The following is a 13,290-nucleotide window of genomic DNA, read 5'->3' as shown; positions in this document are numbered from 1 at the left end:
GGCTCTACCCCGGTTCATCAGCATGACGCTCTCCCCCCGCCACCCCGTCCCGGTCACCCGACTGTCCAGCTTCTATCTCTTCTACTACGCCGCCCTGGGTGCGTTCACCCCGTACTGGTCGCTGTTCCTGACCGCGCGCGGGATGAGCGTGACGGCGATCAGCGTGATGATGGGCATCTGGTATGCCACGCGCATCGTGGCGCCCACGACCTGGACCTCGATCGCCGCGGCGTCATCCCGCCCGATCCGCTGGCTGCGGGTGGGAACCGTGCTGACCCTGATCACCTTCTGCGCGTTCCTGCTGCCCTTGCCTGAGCCGTGGATGTATCCGGCGATGGTGGTGTTCTGCTTCTTCTACAACGCCGTGATGCCACAGTTCGAGTCGATCACGCTCACCCACCTCGGCAATGACAGCCACCGCTACGGGCTGATCCGGGTCTGGGGTTCGCTCGGATTCATCGCCGTGGTGATGGGATTTGGCTGGCTGATCGACGGCAACGGTGGCCCCGGCCATGCGCACCTGCTGCCGTGGATGATGCTGCCGCTGTTCGCGCTGCTGGTGGTGTCGGCGTTCGCCAACGACTACGCGCGCGATCTCCATCGGGCCCACGGTGATGCCAGCGGCTTCTGGCAGATCGTGCGCAAGCCACAGGTACTGGCGTTCTTTGTGGCCGCCTTCATGGAACAGCTGTCGTTCGGCCCGTACTACACGTTCTTCTCGGTCTACATGGACCACCACGGCTACGCGACCTCGACGCTGGGGCTGCTGTGGACGGTCGGGGTGGTGTTCGAGGTGGGCGTATTCTTCACCATCGGCCGCTTTTTCCGCCGCTTCGACGCGAGCTGGATGCTGCTGATCGCGTTGGTGAGCTCCACGCTGCGCTGGGCGGCGACCGCACTGTACCCGGAAAATCTGCCGGTGATGCTGGTGGCGCAGAGCGCGCACGCGCTTGGATTCGCTGCGTTCTTCGCCGCGGCGATGCAGATGCTGGCAACGTACTTCCCCGGCCGGCTCAACGGCCACGGCCAGGGCCTGCTGTATGGCTTTTCGTCGGGTGTGGGCGGCGTGCTGGGCGCACTGATCGCCGGTCAGCTGTGGACCATCGACCAGGGGCGTACCGCGTTCCTGGCGGGCAGCGGCTTCGCCCTGGCGGGCGCACTGCTGTGCTTCTTCGCGATCAGCCTGCCGCTGCTGCGCGCCGCGCGCCGGCGCCACGCCTCATGAGGGCGGCAGCACGACCCACGGTCGTGCTGCCCCGCGCCTTCACCAGACCAGGTCGTCAGGCACCTGATAGGCCGGGTCGGCGTACGGATCTTCTTCCACGGTGGCGTTGGGATCCACCCGCAGCGCCACCGACGGGGCGAACACCGCTTCGGCCTCGTCAAGCACCGCCGAGGTGACCAGCAGGTAACGCCCGTTCTGCTGCAGCACGCCAAGCTCACCGGCGTTGAGCGCCTTGAGCTGGTCGGCGGTGACATAGATGCGCTTGATCTTGCCGCCGTACGGGAAGTGGCGGGCGATGTCCGCCGCCTCGGCGTTGAGCGCCTTGCCTTCCAGCAGCACGTCGAGCTTGGCCTTGGCCTCGCGGCGCAGGCGCGCCTCTTCCTGCTTGAGGCGCTCGGCCTCGATGCGGTCGTCCTTTTCTTTCTGCGCACGGATCGCATACGCCTTGGCGAGGTCGATGTCCTCGCGGGTGCGCGGCGCGCCGTGACCGCCCTGCGGCGGACGGCCACCGGGCGCACGGCCCTTGCCCTGCGGACGGCGGTCGCCGTCGCGCGCGGGGCGCTGGCCTTCGCCGGGCTTGCCGGCAGGACGCGCGCCCTGCGGACGGTTGCCCGGACGGCCATCGCGGCGCGCCTCCGGCTTCCGGTCCGGCTTGCGCTCGGCGGTACGTTCGGGTTTGGGCGCGGCTTTGAAGCCCAGGCCCAGCAGCTGGTCGCGGAGGGTATCGCTCATGACGTCAGATCAGTAGTGCGGGGGCGGCGGCTCTTCGGCCGAATCGGAATACAACGCATTGCGCACCTTGCCGAGGTCTTCCAGCAGGATCCGCGTCAGGTCGGCGTTGCGACTGCCTTCCATGCGCGCATCGGCGAGGGCTTCGCTGAGCTCGGCCAGTGCGTGCTCCTGGAAGGACACACGCATTTCCAGTTCAACAAGGCGGGCTTCGAGCGCCTGTTCGCGCTCGGAGGGTGTGGAATCATGCATGCAGCGAACGTCCCCGGCCAATGCCGTAATAAGCCAGGCCCGCCGCTTCGATTTCCTGCGGGTCGTACAGATTGCGGCCGTCGAAGACGACCGCGTCCTTGAGGGTGTCGCGCAGACGGGTGAAATCCGGGCTGCGGAACTGCTTCCACTCGGTCACCACCACCAGCGCATCGGCACCGTCCAGCGCGTCGTAGGCGTTCTCGCAGAACACCAGATCGTCGCGCTCGCCAAAAATGCGACGTGCTTCATCGGTGGCTTCCGGATCATAGGCGCGCACGGTGGCGCCGCCTTCCCACAACTGTGCCAGCAGGCGGCGGCTGGACGCTTCGCGCATGTCGTCGGTGTTGGGCTTGAACGCCAGGCCCCACACCGCGAACGTACGGCCGCGCACGCCTTCGTCCTCGCCACGGTCGTAGTGGCGCTGGATCAGGGTGTACAGGTGGCCCTTCTGGGCATCGTTGACCGCCTCGACCGCATTGAGCAGCTTGGGCTCGTGGCCGTGCTGCTGCGCGGTGCGCGCCAGCGCCTGCACGTCCTTGGGGAAGCAGGAGCCGCCATAGCCGGCACCGGGATAGATGAAATGCCAGCCGATACGCGGGTCCGAACCGATGCCCTGGCGGACCTGCTCGATGTCGGCACCGACCTTCTCGGCAATGTTGGCGATTTCGTTCATGAACGAAATCTTGGTGGCCAGCATCGCGTTGGCCGCGTACTTGGTCAGCTCGGCCGAGCGCACGTCCATTTCCACCACGCGGTCGTGGTTGCGGTTGAACGGGGCATACAGGCGGCGCATCAGCGCCACCGCGTCGGGGTTGGCCGCCCCCACCACGATGCGGTCCGGCCGCATGCAGTCGGCGACGGCATCGCCCTCCTTGAGGAACTCGGGGTTGGAGACCACGTCGAAGGCGATCTCCTGCCCACGCGCGGCCAGTGCGGCGGCTATCGTCGCGCGCACTTTGTCAGCCGTGCCTACCGGCACGGTCGACTTGTTGACCACCACGGTCGGCACGGCCATGTGCCGGCCGATGGTCTCGGCCACCGCCAGCACGTACTGCAGGTCGGCGCTGCCGTCCTCGTCGGGTGGCGTGCCCACGGCGATGAAAATCACCTGGCCGTGCGCGATGGCCGTGGCCGCGTCGGTGGTGAAGGTCAACCGCGACGCGGCGTGGTTGGCCTTCACCATCGGCTCGAGGCCGGGTTCGTAGATCGGGATGACGCCCCGGTTCAGGCCGTCGACCTTGGCCTGGTCGATATCCACGCAGACCACCTGGTGGCCGACGTCGGCCAGACAGGTACCGGTGACCAGACCGACATAGCCGGTGCCGAAAATCGCAACACGCATGACCGGGGAGACTCCAGAGTCGATTACGGAAGAACGTTCAGCAGCTCGACGTCGAACGTCAGCGTCGCGTTCGGGCCGATCGGACCGCCCGGGGTACCCTGCTCGCCGTAGGCCAGCTCACCGGGAATCCAGAAGCGGTACTTGGCGCCGGTCGGCATCAGCGAAACGCCTTCGGACCAGCCCTTGATGACCTGGTCCAGGCCGAACTCGACCGGCTGGCCACGGCTGTAGCTGCTGTCGAACACGGTGCCGTCCAGCAGCTTGCCTTCGTAGTTGACGCGGACCTTGCTGGTCGGCATCGGACGATCGCCGCTGCCCGGACGCAGCACCTGGTACTGCAGGCCCGACGCGGTGGTGACCACGCCCGGCACGGTCTTGTTCTTGGCCATGAAGGCATTGCCTTCGGTGCGGTTGGTGCCGGCCTGTGCGGCGGCCTTGGCCTGGCCTTCGGCCTGCTTGGCGGCCATGAAGCCTTCCAGCGTGGCCTTGGCCTGCTCGGCGGTCATCTTCGGGGTGCCGTTGGCGAAGGTGGTGCCGATCGCGTCAAACAGCGCGTCCAGGTCCAGTTCGTCCTTCAGCTGCGCCAGCGAGGGACCAACGGCATAGCTGCCCAGCATCAGGCCGACCTTCTCGCGATCCACCTTCGGCGCGGGCGTGCCCGGGGCCACGCCCGGCACCGGCTGGCCGCTCTTGGCCATCACCGCCTGGCGCAGGGCGGCGTCGGTCTTCTGGGCCTCTTCCTGGCTGATCAGCGGCGGCTTGCCTTCAAAAGCATTGGTGACGCCACGACGCAGCGCGGCCACGTCGATCTCGCTGGAAATCGGAGCGAACGAGTTGGCCACATCGATACCGATGGCGTAGCCGAGCTTTTCCCGTTGGGAGTTCAAAGCGGAAGTCTCCTTGGCAGCCGCAGGCGCGGCCGGTTGTTGCGACATCACGGTACCGGTGGCACCCATCGCCAGAATCAGAACCGACGCCGCGGCGCCGCGCATTCCCATCTTCATTCGCTGCATTCCTGGAAGTGACTGGACGCCGACGTCGGCGCGAAACGCCCATTGTCGCACGCATGTACGAGATGTCGAGGCACTCAGCGCGCCGCCTTGCCTGCCGACAGCTCGCGTTCGATCGCCGCCACCAGCGCCGCATCATCCGGCTTGACCTTGCTGGGGAACTGCGCAACCACCCGCCCGTCGCGCGCGATAAGGTACTTGTGGAAGTTCCAGCCCGGCGCCACACCGGTGGCCTGGGTCAGACGCTGATACAGCGGGGTCGCGCCGGTGCCGGTGACCTGCACCTTCTGGAACATCGGGAATTTGACCCCATAGGTCAGCGTGCAGAATTCCTGGATCTGCGCTTCATCCCCCGGTTCCTGGCCCTTGAAGTCGTTGGACGGGAAACCGAGCACCGAGAAGCCGCGCGCGGCGTATTTCTTCTGAAGCGCTTCCAGACCTTCGTACTGGGGCGTGAAGCCGCACTTGCTGGCGGTATTGACCACCAGCAGCACCTTGCCGCCGTACTGCTGCTGCAGATTGACCTCGCCCTTGCCGGCCAGCGGGCGGTAGCTGAGATCGAGCAGGCCGGCCGCAGACGCTGCCCCGGTGCTGATCACCACGCCCAGCAACAGGGTCGCAGCGGCCCAGCCGCGGGCGCGGGTGCCCGGGCGGTGGAAGGACGACAACAGGCGAGCGTGGAACATGGAGCACTCCAGGGGCATGGAAACCGGCGAAAGGTGCCGTCCGGCGCACGCAGCGCAGGCCCGGCAGGGCGTCGGCCGCACTATATCACCGGGGTTTTCAGCGCCGCGTGGCGGCATCGCGGGGCGCGCTCTCCGGGCCACCTTGCCGTTTCTGGCGGTCGAACCCGCCCCCGGTTCACCGCGTCGCAATTGACTGAATAGGCGTTAGCCTTGTCTTTTCATTGACATGACTGAACCCACGCCCCGTCCGAATGACCTTCCGCACGGCGAACAAGTGCATACAAAACAATACCTTATGGATGACGATCGTCTTTCAGCCTGACCCTGCCATCAGTTGGGTGTGTCCCCGTATTGATCTTCGGCGTGCCGGTGTTATAGTTGCATACAACACCAGTCACCTGAGACAGGGGAAGCCCATGAACCGCATGCGCCACCACACCGCCAAAACCCTCACGGCCGCGTCCGCGCTGCTGCTGCTGGGCTGGTTCGGCACCCCCGCCTCGGATGACGCCGGCAGTTCCGCCGGTTCCGGTGCGTTTGCAGGCCCGCAGGACGCAGGTGTCATCGAGGCAGGGACCGCCGACGGCGCCCCCCGCCCCCCCCGCCGGCTGCACAGCTCCCTGTCCATGCCTTACTTCTCATTCGCACAGTCGCTGAACCCACGGAGCTGACCATGAGCGATATTCAATGGAGCGATGGCGCTCCGATCTACCGTCAGCTGAAGGAACGCGTCATCGCCATGATGCTCGACGGCATCATCAAGCCCGGCGATGCTCTGCCCTCGGTCCGGCAGGTCGCCGCCGAGTACCAGCTCAACCCCATCACCGTCTCGCGCGCTTACCAGGAACTGGCTGATGAAGGCCTGGTGGAGAAGCGCCGCGGCCTGGGTATGTTCATGACCGAGGAAGCGGCCACGCAGCTGCGCAGCAGCGAGCGCGACCGCTTCCTCAACGAAGAATGGCCATTGGTGCTCGAGCGCATCCAGCGCCTGGGCCTGAACCTTGACGATCTGCTGCCCCAGGGGAAATCCTCATGAATGCCGTTGCAAGTGATGTCGTCATCTCCGCACGTGGCCTGCGCAAGGCGTACAAGCAGACGCTCGCGCTGGACAACACCAGCTTCTCCATCGCACCGGGCCGCATCACCGGCCTGATCGGTCCCAATGGCGCCGGCAAGACCACGGTGCTCAAGGCGCTGCTGGGCCTGACCGGTGTCGAGGGCGACCTGCAGGTCCTGGGCATGGACCCGCGCACGCAGCGCAACGCGCTGATGAACGACATCTGCTTCATCGCCGACGTCGCGGTGCTGCCGCGCTGGCTGAAGGTGCGCGAGGCGATCGACTTCGTTGCCGGGGTGCACCCGCGCTTCGACCGCGCCCGCTGCGAACGCTTCCTGGCCAGCACCAAGCTTCAGCCGAGGCAGCGCGTACGCGAGCTCTCCAAAGGCATGATCGTGCAGTTGCACCTGGCGCTGGTGATGGCCATCGACGCCAAGGTGCTTGTGCTGGACGAGCCGACCCTGGGCCTGGACATCCTCTACCGCAAGGAGTTCTACCAGCGCCTGCTGGAGGACTACTTCGACGAGCAGAAGACCATCATCGTCACCACCCACCAGGTCGAGGAGATCGAACACATCCTCACCGATGTCATGTTCATCCGCGACGGCCGCATCGTCCTGACCACCGATATGGAGAACATCGGCGAGCGCTACACCGAACTGCTGGCCTCGGCCGACACGGTGGAGCTGGCCCGCGCGCTGAAGCCGATCGACGAACGCGCCCTGCCGTTCGGCAAGACCGTCCTGCTGTTCGATGGCGTGCCGCGCGATCAGCTCACCACGCTCGGCGAGATCCGCAGCCCGGGGCTGGCGGACCTGTTCGTGGCCATCATGAAGGGAACCTACGCATGAACACCGTCCACTATCACCCGATCAGCAAGGCCAGCACGTTCAAGTGGATGCTCAAGCGCGAGTACTGGGAGAACCGTGGCGGGTTCCTGTACGCCCCCTTCATCGCCGGCGGCATCTCGCTGCTGATGAGCCTGCTCGGCATTCTGTTCGGCCTGTTCGCGCTGCACCGCGCCGCCAAGAGTGGCGGCCTGCTGGTCGACAACAAGAACGTCAGCATCAACGGCCTCGACCTGGGCATGCTGACCGGCCAGCTCGACGCCAAGGACATGGCCGACCTGGCCAACGCGCTCGACCTGACCCTGCTCCTCAGCTCCGGCTGGCCGTTCGTGGTGCTCACCTTCGTGGTGTTCTTCTACTGCCTGGGTGCGCTGTACGACGATCGCCGCGACCGCAGCATCCTGTTCTGGAAGTCACTGCCGCTGTCCGACACCCAGACCGTCCTGGCCAAGGCCATCAGCGCGCTGGTGATCGCTCCGCTGATCGCGGTGGCCGCCGCCGCCGTCACGATGCTCGGTTTCCTGGCAATCATCTCGGTGGTGGCGCTGGCCCACGGCGGTGACCCGATGACGCTGATCTGGGGACCGGCCAGCCCGCTGTCGATCATCCTCGGCTACATCGCCCGCCTGCCGGTCTACCTGCTGTGGGCGCTGCCGACCGTCGGCTGGCTGCTGATGTGCTCGGCCTGGGCCAAGTCCAAGCCGTTCCTGTGGGCGGTGATGCTGCCGCTGTTCGCCGGCATCGTGGTCAGCAGCACCAACCTGATGTCCGCCTTCGGCCTGACCAGTGGCTGGTTCTGGGGCCACATCGTCGGGCGCCTGCTGCTGGGCACCTTCCCCGGCGTGGATGCCGCCTACAACGCACCGGGCCGGATCACCGGTTCCGATCAGCTGGTCAGCATGCTGTCGCCTGCGCAGCACCTGTCCACGCTGCAGCAGCCCGAAGTGTGGATCGGCGCGGTCGTCGGTATCGCGTTCCTGATCATCGCCATCCGCCTGCGCCGTCGCGCCGGTGAAATCTGACTCTGCCCTGTCGAGGACCGTCCCATGCTGCGTACCCTTGCCGTTGCTTCCCTGCTGTTGCTGCCGCTGACCGCGCTGGCCGACACGCCACAGTGCAGGTTCACTGCACCGCGCGACCTGACACTCGACCTGGCCGGTGCCAAGGCGGTGGTGTTCGAGGTCAACCAGCATGATCTGGTACTGACCGCCGGCACCGGCCCCGCCAAGCTTGGCGGCCGCGCCTGCGCGTCCGCCGAGGACCTGCTGCGCGACCTGACCGTGACCCAGCAGAAATCCGGCGACACGCTGGTGGTGCGGCTGCAGCGCGAACAGCGCGGCGGCCTCTCGCTGGGCGGCAACCGCTACGCTTACCTGGACCTGCGCGGCAGCGTGCCGGACACCGTGCTGGTGCAGTTCAAGGTCGGCTCCGGTGACGCCAGCGGCACCGGCCTGCATTCGGCCAGCGCCGATGTCGGCTCGGGCGATGTGACGCTGAAGGACATCAAGGGACGGGTCACTGCGGCGGTCGGTTCGGGCGACATCACGCTGGACGGTGCCGGCTCGCTCAACCTGCTCAACCTCGGCTCGGGCGACTTCAAGGGACGCAACGTGCGCGGCACCGCCACGGTCGGCAATGTCGGCTCCGGCGATGTCGAGCTGGACGGGGTCGGCGGCGACGTCGAGATCGGTGTGCTTGGCTCGGGCAACATCGAGGCACGCCAGGTCAAGGGCAGCGCCCGCGTAGGCACCGTGGGCTCCGGCGAGGTGGAACTGCGTGATATCGGCGGCAGCGTCAGCGTGGATCGGCACGGCTCCGGCGACATCACCGTCCGTGACGTCCGCGGCGACCTCACGGTGAACCACAGTGGCAGCGGCGATGTCCGTCACAGCGGCATCGGCGGTCGCATCACCCTGCCCCGCGGCAAGTAAGGCTTTCCCTTTCCAACGACGGAACCGAGCATATGAATACCCGACTGCTGCTGCCCGCACTGCTGCTGTGCCTGCCCCTGGCGGCCTGCGGCAACCACGACAAGGACAAGGCCGCCGCCGAGCTGGACACCGCGTCCATCGGCCAGAAGGTGCAGGAAGCCACCGACAAGGCGCGCAGGGAGATCGCGCAGGGCAACATCTCCGTGTCCGACGGCAACAACATCAAGGCCGAGATCACGCCGCAGGGCGATTTCCTGGTCAACGGCGAGAACGTGCCGCTGGACGCAGCCCAGCGTGCGCTGATGCTGGACTACCGCAAGCAGGTGGAAGCCCTTGCAGGCGCCGGCATGGACATCGGCGTGGCCGGGGCCGGACTGGGCGTGAAGGCGGCCAGCGAGGCGCTCAAGGGCATTTTCTCCGGCGATACGCAGGGCATCGAGGAACGCGTCAACGCCGAGGCGGCCAAGATCGAGGCCGAGGCGAAGAAGCTGTGCGGCCTGCTGCCGGGCATGATGGCGCGCCAGCAGGCGCTGGCGGCAGCAGTGCCGGCCTTCAAACCCTACGCCACGATGGACCAGTCCGACATCGACGACTGCGGCAAGTAAGCGACCCCGGCCTGCGACGTTCGGTCGCAGGCCGGCCCCGTCGCGCGGGGGGAGGACTACAATCAGGCTCCCCCCACGTGCGTTGCCTGCTCATGAAGAAGCTGTGCCTGCTGCTGTTCGCCCTGTTCTGCCTGGCCGCCACCGGCTGCGACCAGGAGTACCGCAATCATCGCGCCGAGCGCAGCAAGCCGAAGATCACCGTCAGCGACGGCATGCTCACCGTGCGCCGCGCACCCGCGCCGAACATCATCGTGCTGCCGAACGGCCACATGAAGATCGACGAGATCGAGATTCCGCTGGATGCCAGCCAGCAGGCCCTGCTGCAGCAGATGTTCGGTCAGCTGCAGGTGCTGCGTCAGAACACGCTGACCGATGCCGCACCGGACCCGGCCAAGCGCTCGGTCAGGATCCAGGTGCCCGAGGGCATGCAGCCGATCCCGCCGGATCTGGTCGCGCGCATCCCGGAGTTCAAGGATTACACCGAGACCTTCGACAACCTGCAGGCAGACCGGCACTGAACAGGAGGAGCCGACCGTGGGTCGGCTCCTTCACAACAGGGATCAACCGCCGCCGCCGCCGCCGGCGTGGATGCCACCGGCCGTCAGTGCTGCCGGATCGAGCAGCGTGCGCAGTTCGGCCTCCGACAGCCCACTGTCCTCCTTGGCCACGTCCAGCACCGGCCGCTGTTCCTTGTACGCACGCTTGGCGATCGCAGCGGCCTTTTCATAGCCGATGATCGGGTTCAGCGCGGTCACCAGGATCGGGTTGCGGCCCAGCGCTTCGCGCACGCGGTCTTCGCGCACCGTCAGCCCGGCGATCGCCGTGTCGGCCAGCAGGCGTGAGATGTTGGCCAGCAGACCAATGCCATCCAGCAGGTTGGCGGCAATCAACGGCAGCGTCACGTTCAACTGGAAGTTGCCGGTCTGCCCGGCGACGGTGATCGCGGTGTGGTGACCGATCACCTGCGCGCACACCATCACCGTCGCTTCGGGAATCACCGGATTGACCTTGCCCGGCATGATCGAGCTGCCCGGCTGCAGCGCCGGCAGTTCGATCTCGCCCAACCCGGCCAGCGGACCGGCATTCATCCAGCGCAGATCGTTGGCGATCTTGATCATCGCCACCGCCAGCGCATTGAGCTGACCGGACAGTTCCACCGCATCGTCCTGCGCGGCAAGGCCTTCGAACTTGTTCTCGGCGCTGTCGAACTTGACCCCGGTCTGCTGCTTGAGCGCCTTGGCCACGCGTTCGCCGAAGCGCGGGTCGGCGTTGATGCCGGTGCCGATCGCCGTGCCGCCCAGCGGCAGCCGGCGCAGCCGCTTGAGGCTGTCCTCGATGCGCGCCTGCGCCGATGCAAGCTGTGCCGACCACGCGCCAAACTCCTGCTCGAAGGTCAGCGGCATGGCATCCATCAGGTGGGTGCGGCCGGTCTTGACCACCTTGCGCAGGCTGCGGCCTTTCCTGTCGATGGTCTTGCGCAGGTGCACCAGCGCCGGCAGCAGCTGCTCGTGCACGCCGAGCAGCGCCGACACGCGCAGCGCGGTGGGAATCACGTCATTGGAGCTCTGGCCCTGGTTGACGTGGTCGTTGGGGTGCACCGCGACTTTGCCGGCCTTGCCCGCGCGGTTGGCGAGCGTGGCGATGACCTCATTGGCATTCATGTTCGACGACGTGCCCGACCCGGTCTGGTAGACGTCGATCGGGAAGTGCGCATCATGGCGGCCGTCGGCGACATCGGCCGCCGCGAGCTCGATGGCCTTGGCGATGTTCTTCGGCAGATGGCCCAGCTCGGCATTCACCGACGCGGCCGCGCCCTTGATCAGCCCCAGCGCGCGGATGAACCCGCGCGGCATGCGCTGGCCGGACACCGGGAAATTGTTCACTGCACGCTGCGTCTGCGCGCCCCACAACGCATCGGCGGGCACCTGCAGCTCACCCATGCTGTCGTGTTCGATCCTGAAACCCTTGCTCATTGCATGACTCCGCGATTCTTTCAGTGTGGAAAGGGAATGGCGGCTGGCAACGGGCCCGATTCCCTGGCTGGCGGCTCTGCGCACGATACTCCGATGCCGCGATGAAACCCAAGCGTGCCACTCATCGGCTAGACTCGGAATCCACGTCCATTCAGAAAGCACTCCGCCCCGATGGGTGACGACCCCGACAGTAGTTCCGGGCGTGCCGACGCGCACGCACCGCTGCCCGCGCCGCGCGCCGGCCTGTACACCGCCATGCCGATGACGACGCCATCGCGGGGCCGACCATGATCGGCAATCTGCTCCTTCTGCTGCTGGCCTTCGGCCTGGTGCTGCTCAACGGCTTCTTCGTTGCCGCCGAGTTCGCCCTGGTCAAACTACGCCATACCCAGGCGGTGGGCCTGGCCGCACAGCACGGTTGGCGCGGCCGCCTGCTGCTCAACGTGCATTCGCACCTGGACGCCTATCTGTCGGCCTGCCAGCTCGGCATCACCCTGTCCTCGCTGGGCCTGGGCTGGGTGGGCGAGCCTGCCTTCGCGCACCTGCTCCAGCCGCTGTTCGACGCGGTGGGCATGAGCGCGGATGCCTCGCGCCTGACCGCCTTCATCATCGCCTTCAGCGTGATTTCGTTCCTGCACATTGTGCTCGGCGAACTGGCGCCCAAGTCGATGGCGATCCGCCGCCCCGACCGCATGTCGCTGTGGACCGCCGCCCCGCTCTACCTGTTCTACTGGGCGATGTACCCGGCGATCTGGCTGCTCAACAACAGCGCCAATGCCCTGCTGCGACTGGCCGGCTGGGGCGACGTTGAACACACCTCGCACCGCTATTCGCGCGAGGAGCTGAAGCTGATCGTCGGCCGCCAGCAGCCGACCGGCGATGCACCGGACCACGACCTGACGCTGATGAGCCACGCGCTGGAACTGCCCGAGCTGGTGGCGGGCGACCTGATGCGCTCGCGCGACCACCTGCGCGCGTTCCGCGATGGTATGGGCCTGGACGAGGTGATGGCCGAATTCGCCGAGAGCCGCTACAGCCGCTATCCGTGGTTCGACCGCGATGGCGAGGAGGTGCTGGGCATCCTGCACATGAAGGACCTGCTGGTGGAGATCGCGCGTGGCAAGCCGACCGGCGATCTGCGCCCCCTGCTGCGCCCTGCCAACCTGATCGCCCTGGAAACCCCGGTGCCGCTGGTGCTGGAGCGTTTCCGCACCGGCACCACCCATCTGGCGCTGTGCGTGGAGGAGCATGGCCGCATCCTGGGCTACTTCACCCTGGAAGACCTGCTCGAAGTGGTGGTCGGCGACATCGAGGACGAGCACCCGCACATCGTCAAGGACGCGCCCACCCGTGGCGCGGACGGCACCCTGCTGGTGGCCGGCTCGACCTCGATCTTCCGCCTGGAACGGCTGCTGGGCCATGACCTGGACGCCCCCGAGCACCTGAATTCGGTTGGCGGGCTGATCGTCCACCAGTTGCAGCGCCTGCCCGAGGAGGGCGATCAGCTGCAGATCGACGGCCACACCTTCACGGTCAAGCGCATGGCGGGCCACCGCATCCAGGCAGTGACCGTACGGATGGCAGCCGAACCCGCCGGAACCGCCGGGGCAGCGTAGAATGACGGCCCCCGTC

Annotated in this window: 15 protein-coding genes; 9 read left to right on the top strand and 6 right to left on the bottom strand. The window is 66.8% G+C overall.

From position 1 onward, the window contains the following. Positions 1–22 precede the first annotated feature (22 nt). The gene (locus GDJ08_RS17610; RefSeq protein ID WP_153165382.1) at positions 23–1,225 is read left to right on the top strand and encodes an MFS transporter; all 1,203 of its coding nucleotides are present in this window, start codon (positions 23–25) and stop codon (positions 1,223–1,225) included. A gap of 39 nt (positions 1,226–1,264) precedes the next feature. Here GDJ08_RS17610 and GDJ08_RS17605 read toward each other — a convergent pair whose 3' ends face one another. The 5 genes from GDJ08_RS17605 to GDJ08_RS17585 form a co-directional block, all read right to left on the bottom strand. Continuing rightward, positions 1,265–1,957 carry a DUF2058 domain-containing protein gene (locus GDJ08_RS17605; protein ID WP_136003376.1) on the bottom strand — a complete coding sequence of 231 codons (693 nt, stop codon included), beginning with the start codon at positions 1,955–1,957 and terminating at the stop codon, positions 1,265–1,267. A 9-nt stretch (positions 1,958–1,966) separates the two neighbouring features. Continuing rightward, positions 1,967–2,206, bottom strand: a complete 240-nt coding sequence (locus GDJ08_RS17600) for a SlyX family protein (protein WP_136003374.1) — start codon at positions 2,204–2,206, stop codon at positions 1,967–1,969. Then, positions 2,199–3,548, bottom strand: coding sequence for a UDP-glucose dehydrogenase family protein (locus GDJ08_RS17595; protein ID WP_136003372.1), 1,350 nt, complete (start codon positions 3,546–3,548; stop codon positions 2,199–2,201). The genes GDJ08_RS17600 and GDJ08_RS17595 overlap by 8 nt, the downstream gene beginning before the upstream one ends. A 23-nt stretch (positions 3,549–3,571) precedes the next feature. Further along, positions 3,572–4,552 carry an FKBP-type peptidyl-prolyl cis-trans isomerase gene (locus GDJ08_RS17590; protein WP_017356488.1) on the bottom strand — a complete coding sequence of 327 codons (981 nt, stop codon included), beginning with the start codon at positions 4,550–4,552 and terminating at the stop codon, positions 3,572–3,574. Between the two features lie 83 nt (positions 4,553–4,635). Beyond that, positions 4,636–5,244: a glutathione peroxidase gene (locus GDJ08_RS17585; protein ID WP_229296565.1), complete on the bottom strand. Its 609-nt coding sequence runs from the start codon at positions 5,242–5,244 to the stop codon at positions 4,636–4,638. Between the two features lie 416 nt (positions 5,245–5,660). On the opposite strand from GDJ08_RS17585, the gene GDJ08_RS17580 reads away from it, so the two are divergent. From GDJ08_RS17580 to GDJ08_RS17550, 7 genes are all read left to right on the top strand, one after another. Then, positions 5,661–5,915: a hypothetical protein gene (locus tag GDJ08_RS17580; RefSeq protein ID WP_017356486.1), complete on the top strand. Its 255-nt coding sequence runs from the start codon at positions 5,661–5,663 to the stop codon at positions 5,913–5,915. Between the two features lie 2 nt (positions 5,916–5,917). After that, positions 5,918–6,280, top strand: a complete 363-nt coding sequence (locus GDJ08_RS17575; protein WP_017356485.1) for a GntR family transcriptional regulator — start codon at positions 5,918–5,920, stop codon at positions 6,278–6,280. Beyond that, complete coding sequence (locus tag GDJ08_RS17570) at positions 6,277–7,152, top strand: ABC transporter ATP-binding protein (protein ID WP_017356484.1); 876 nt, start codon at positions 6,277–6,279, stop codon at positions 7,150–7,152. The genes GDJ08_RS17575 and GDJ08_RS17570 overlap by 4 nt, the downstream gene beginning before the upstream one ends. Then, positions 7,149–8,171 carry a hypothetical protein gene (locus GDJ08_RS17565; RefSeq protein WP_136003371.1) on the top strand — a complete coding sequence of 341 codons (1,023 nt, stop codon included), beginning with the start codon at positions 7,149–7,151 and terminating at the stop codon, positions 8,169–8,171. Before GDJ08_RS17570 ends, GDJ08_RS17565 begins: the two co-directional genes overlap by 4 nt. Positions 8,172–8,195: 24 nt before the next feature. Then, entirely contained in the window at positions 8,196–9,080 is an 885-nt protein-coding gene (locus tag GDJ08_RS17560; protein ID WP_136003369.1) for a DUF4097 family beta strand repeat-containing protein, read from the top strand. A 32-nt stretch (positions 9,081–9,112) separates the two neighbouring features. Continuing rightward, positions 9,113–9,685 (top strand): YggN family protein, encoded by a 573-nt coding sequence (locus GDJ08_RS17555; protein WP_136003368.1) that lies wholly within the window; start codon positions 9,113–9,115, stop codon positions 9,683–9,685. 92 nt (positions 9,686–9,777) lie between these two features. Further along, positions 9,778–10,203 (top strand): hypothetical protein, encoded by a 426-nt coding sequence (locus GDJ08_RS17550; RefSeq protein WP_017356480.1) that lies wholly within the window; start codon positions 9,778–9,780, stop codon positions 10,201–10,203. A 42-nt stretch (positions 10,204–10,245) separates the two neighbouring features. Here GDJ08_RS17550 and GDJ08_RS17545 read toward each other — a convergent pair whose 3' ends face one another. After that, positions 10,246–11,658, bottom strand: coding sequence for a class II fumarate hydratase (locus GDJ08_RS17545; protein ID WP_017356479.1), 1,413 nt, complete (start codon positions 11,656–11,658; stop codon positions 10,246–10,248). 287 nt (positions 11,659–11,945) lie between these two features. Between GDJ08_RS17545 and GDJ08_RS17540 the strand changes: the two genes are divergently transcribed. Next, positions 11,946–13,274 carry a hemolysin family protein gene (locus GDJ08_RS17540; protein WP_017356478.1) on the top strand — a complete coding sequence of 443 codons (1,329 nt, stop codon included), beginning with the start codon at positions 11,946–11,948 and terminating at the stop codon, positions 13,272–13,274. The last annotated feature ends 16 nt before the right edge of the window (positions 13,275–13,290 follow it).

The sequence above is a fragment of the Stenotrophomonas nematodicola genome, from assembly GCF_009467805.1.
Classification (GTDB): domain Bacteria; phylum Pseudomonadota; class Gammaproteobacteria; order Xanthomonadales; family Xanthomonadaceae; genus Stenotrophomonas; species Stenotrophomonas nematodicola.
This window is presented reverse-complemented; position numbering and strand designations above follow the sequence as displayed.

Excerpts from the sequence above, each read along its gene's own strand:
- GDJ08_RS17545 (WP_017356479.1), bottom strand. The coding sequence starts at position 11,658 with ATGAGCAAGGGTTTCAGGATCGAACACGACAGCATGGGTGAGCTGCAG.
- GDJ08_RS17595 (WP_136003372.1), bottom strand. The coding sequence starts at position 3,548 with ATGCGTGTTGCGATTTTCGGCACCGGCTATGTCGGTCTGGTCACCGGT.
- GDJ08_RS17585 (WP_229296565.1), bottom strand. The coding sequence starts at position 5,244 with ATGTTCCACGCTCGCCTGTTGTCGTCCTTCCACCGCCCGGGCACCCGC.
- GDJ08_RS17540 (WP_017356478.1), top strand. The coding sequence starts at position 11,946 with ATGATCGGCAATCTGCTCCTTCTGCTGCTGGCCTTCGGCCTGGTGCTG.
- GDJ08_RS17600 (WP_136003374.1), bottom strand. The coding sequence starts at position 2,206 with ATGCATGATTCCACACCCTCCGAGCGCGAACAGGCGCTCGAAGCCCGC.
- GDJ08_RS17575 (WP_017356485.1), top strand. The coding sequence starts at position 5,918 with ATGAGCGATATTCAATGGAGCGATGGCGCTCCGATCTACCGTCAGCTG.
- GDJ08_RS17565 (WP_136003371.1), top strand. The coding sequence starts at position 7,149 with ATGAACACCGTCCACTATCACCCGATCAGCAAGGCCAGCACGTTCAAG.
- GDJ08_RS17570 (WP_017356484.1), top strand. The coding sequence starts at position 6,277 with ATGAATGCCGTTGCAAGTGATGTCGTCATCTCCGCACGTGGCCTGCGC.
- GDJ08_RS17590 (WP_017356488.1), bottom strand. The coding sequence starts at position 4,552 with ATGAAGATGGGAATGCGCGGCGCCGCGGCGTCGGTTCTGATTCTGGCG.
- GDJ08_RS17580 (WP_017356486.1), top strand. The coding sequence starts at position 5,661 with ATGAACCGCATGCGCCACCACACCGCCAAAACCCTCACGGCCGCGTCC.
- GDJ08_RS17560 (WP_136003369.1), top strand. The coding sequence starts at position 8,196 with ATGCTGCGTACCCTTGCCGTTGCTTCCCTGCTGTTGCTGCCGCTGACC.
- GDJ08_RS17610 (WP_153165382.1), top strand. The coding sequence starts at position 23 with ATGACGCTCTCCCCCCGCCACCCCGTCCCGGTCACCCGACTGTCCAGC.
- GDJ08_RS17605 (WP_136003376.1), bottom strand. The coding sequence starts at position 1,957 with ATGAGCGATACCCTCCGCGACCAGCTGCTGGGCCTGGGCTTCAAAGCC.
- GDJ08_RS17550 (WP_017356480.1), top strand. The coding sequence starts at position 9,778 with ATGAAGAAGCTGTGCCTGCTGCTGTTCGCCCTGTTCTGCCTGGCCGCC.
- GDJ08_RS17555 (WP_136003368.1), top strand. The coding sequence starts at position 9,113 with ATGAATACCCGACTGCTGCTGCCCGCACTGCTGCTGTGCCTGCCCCTG.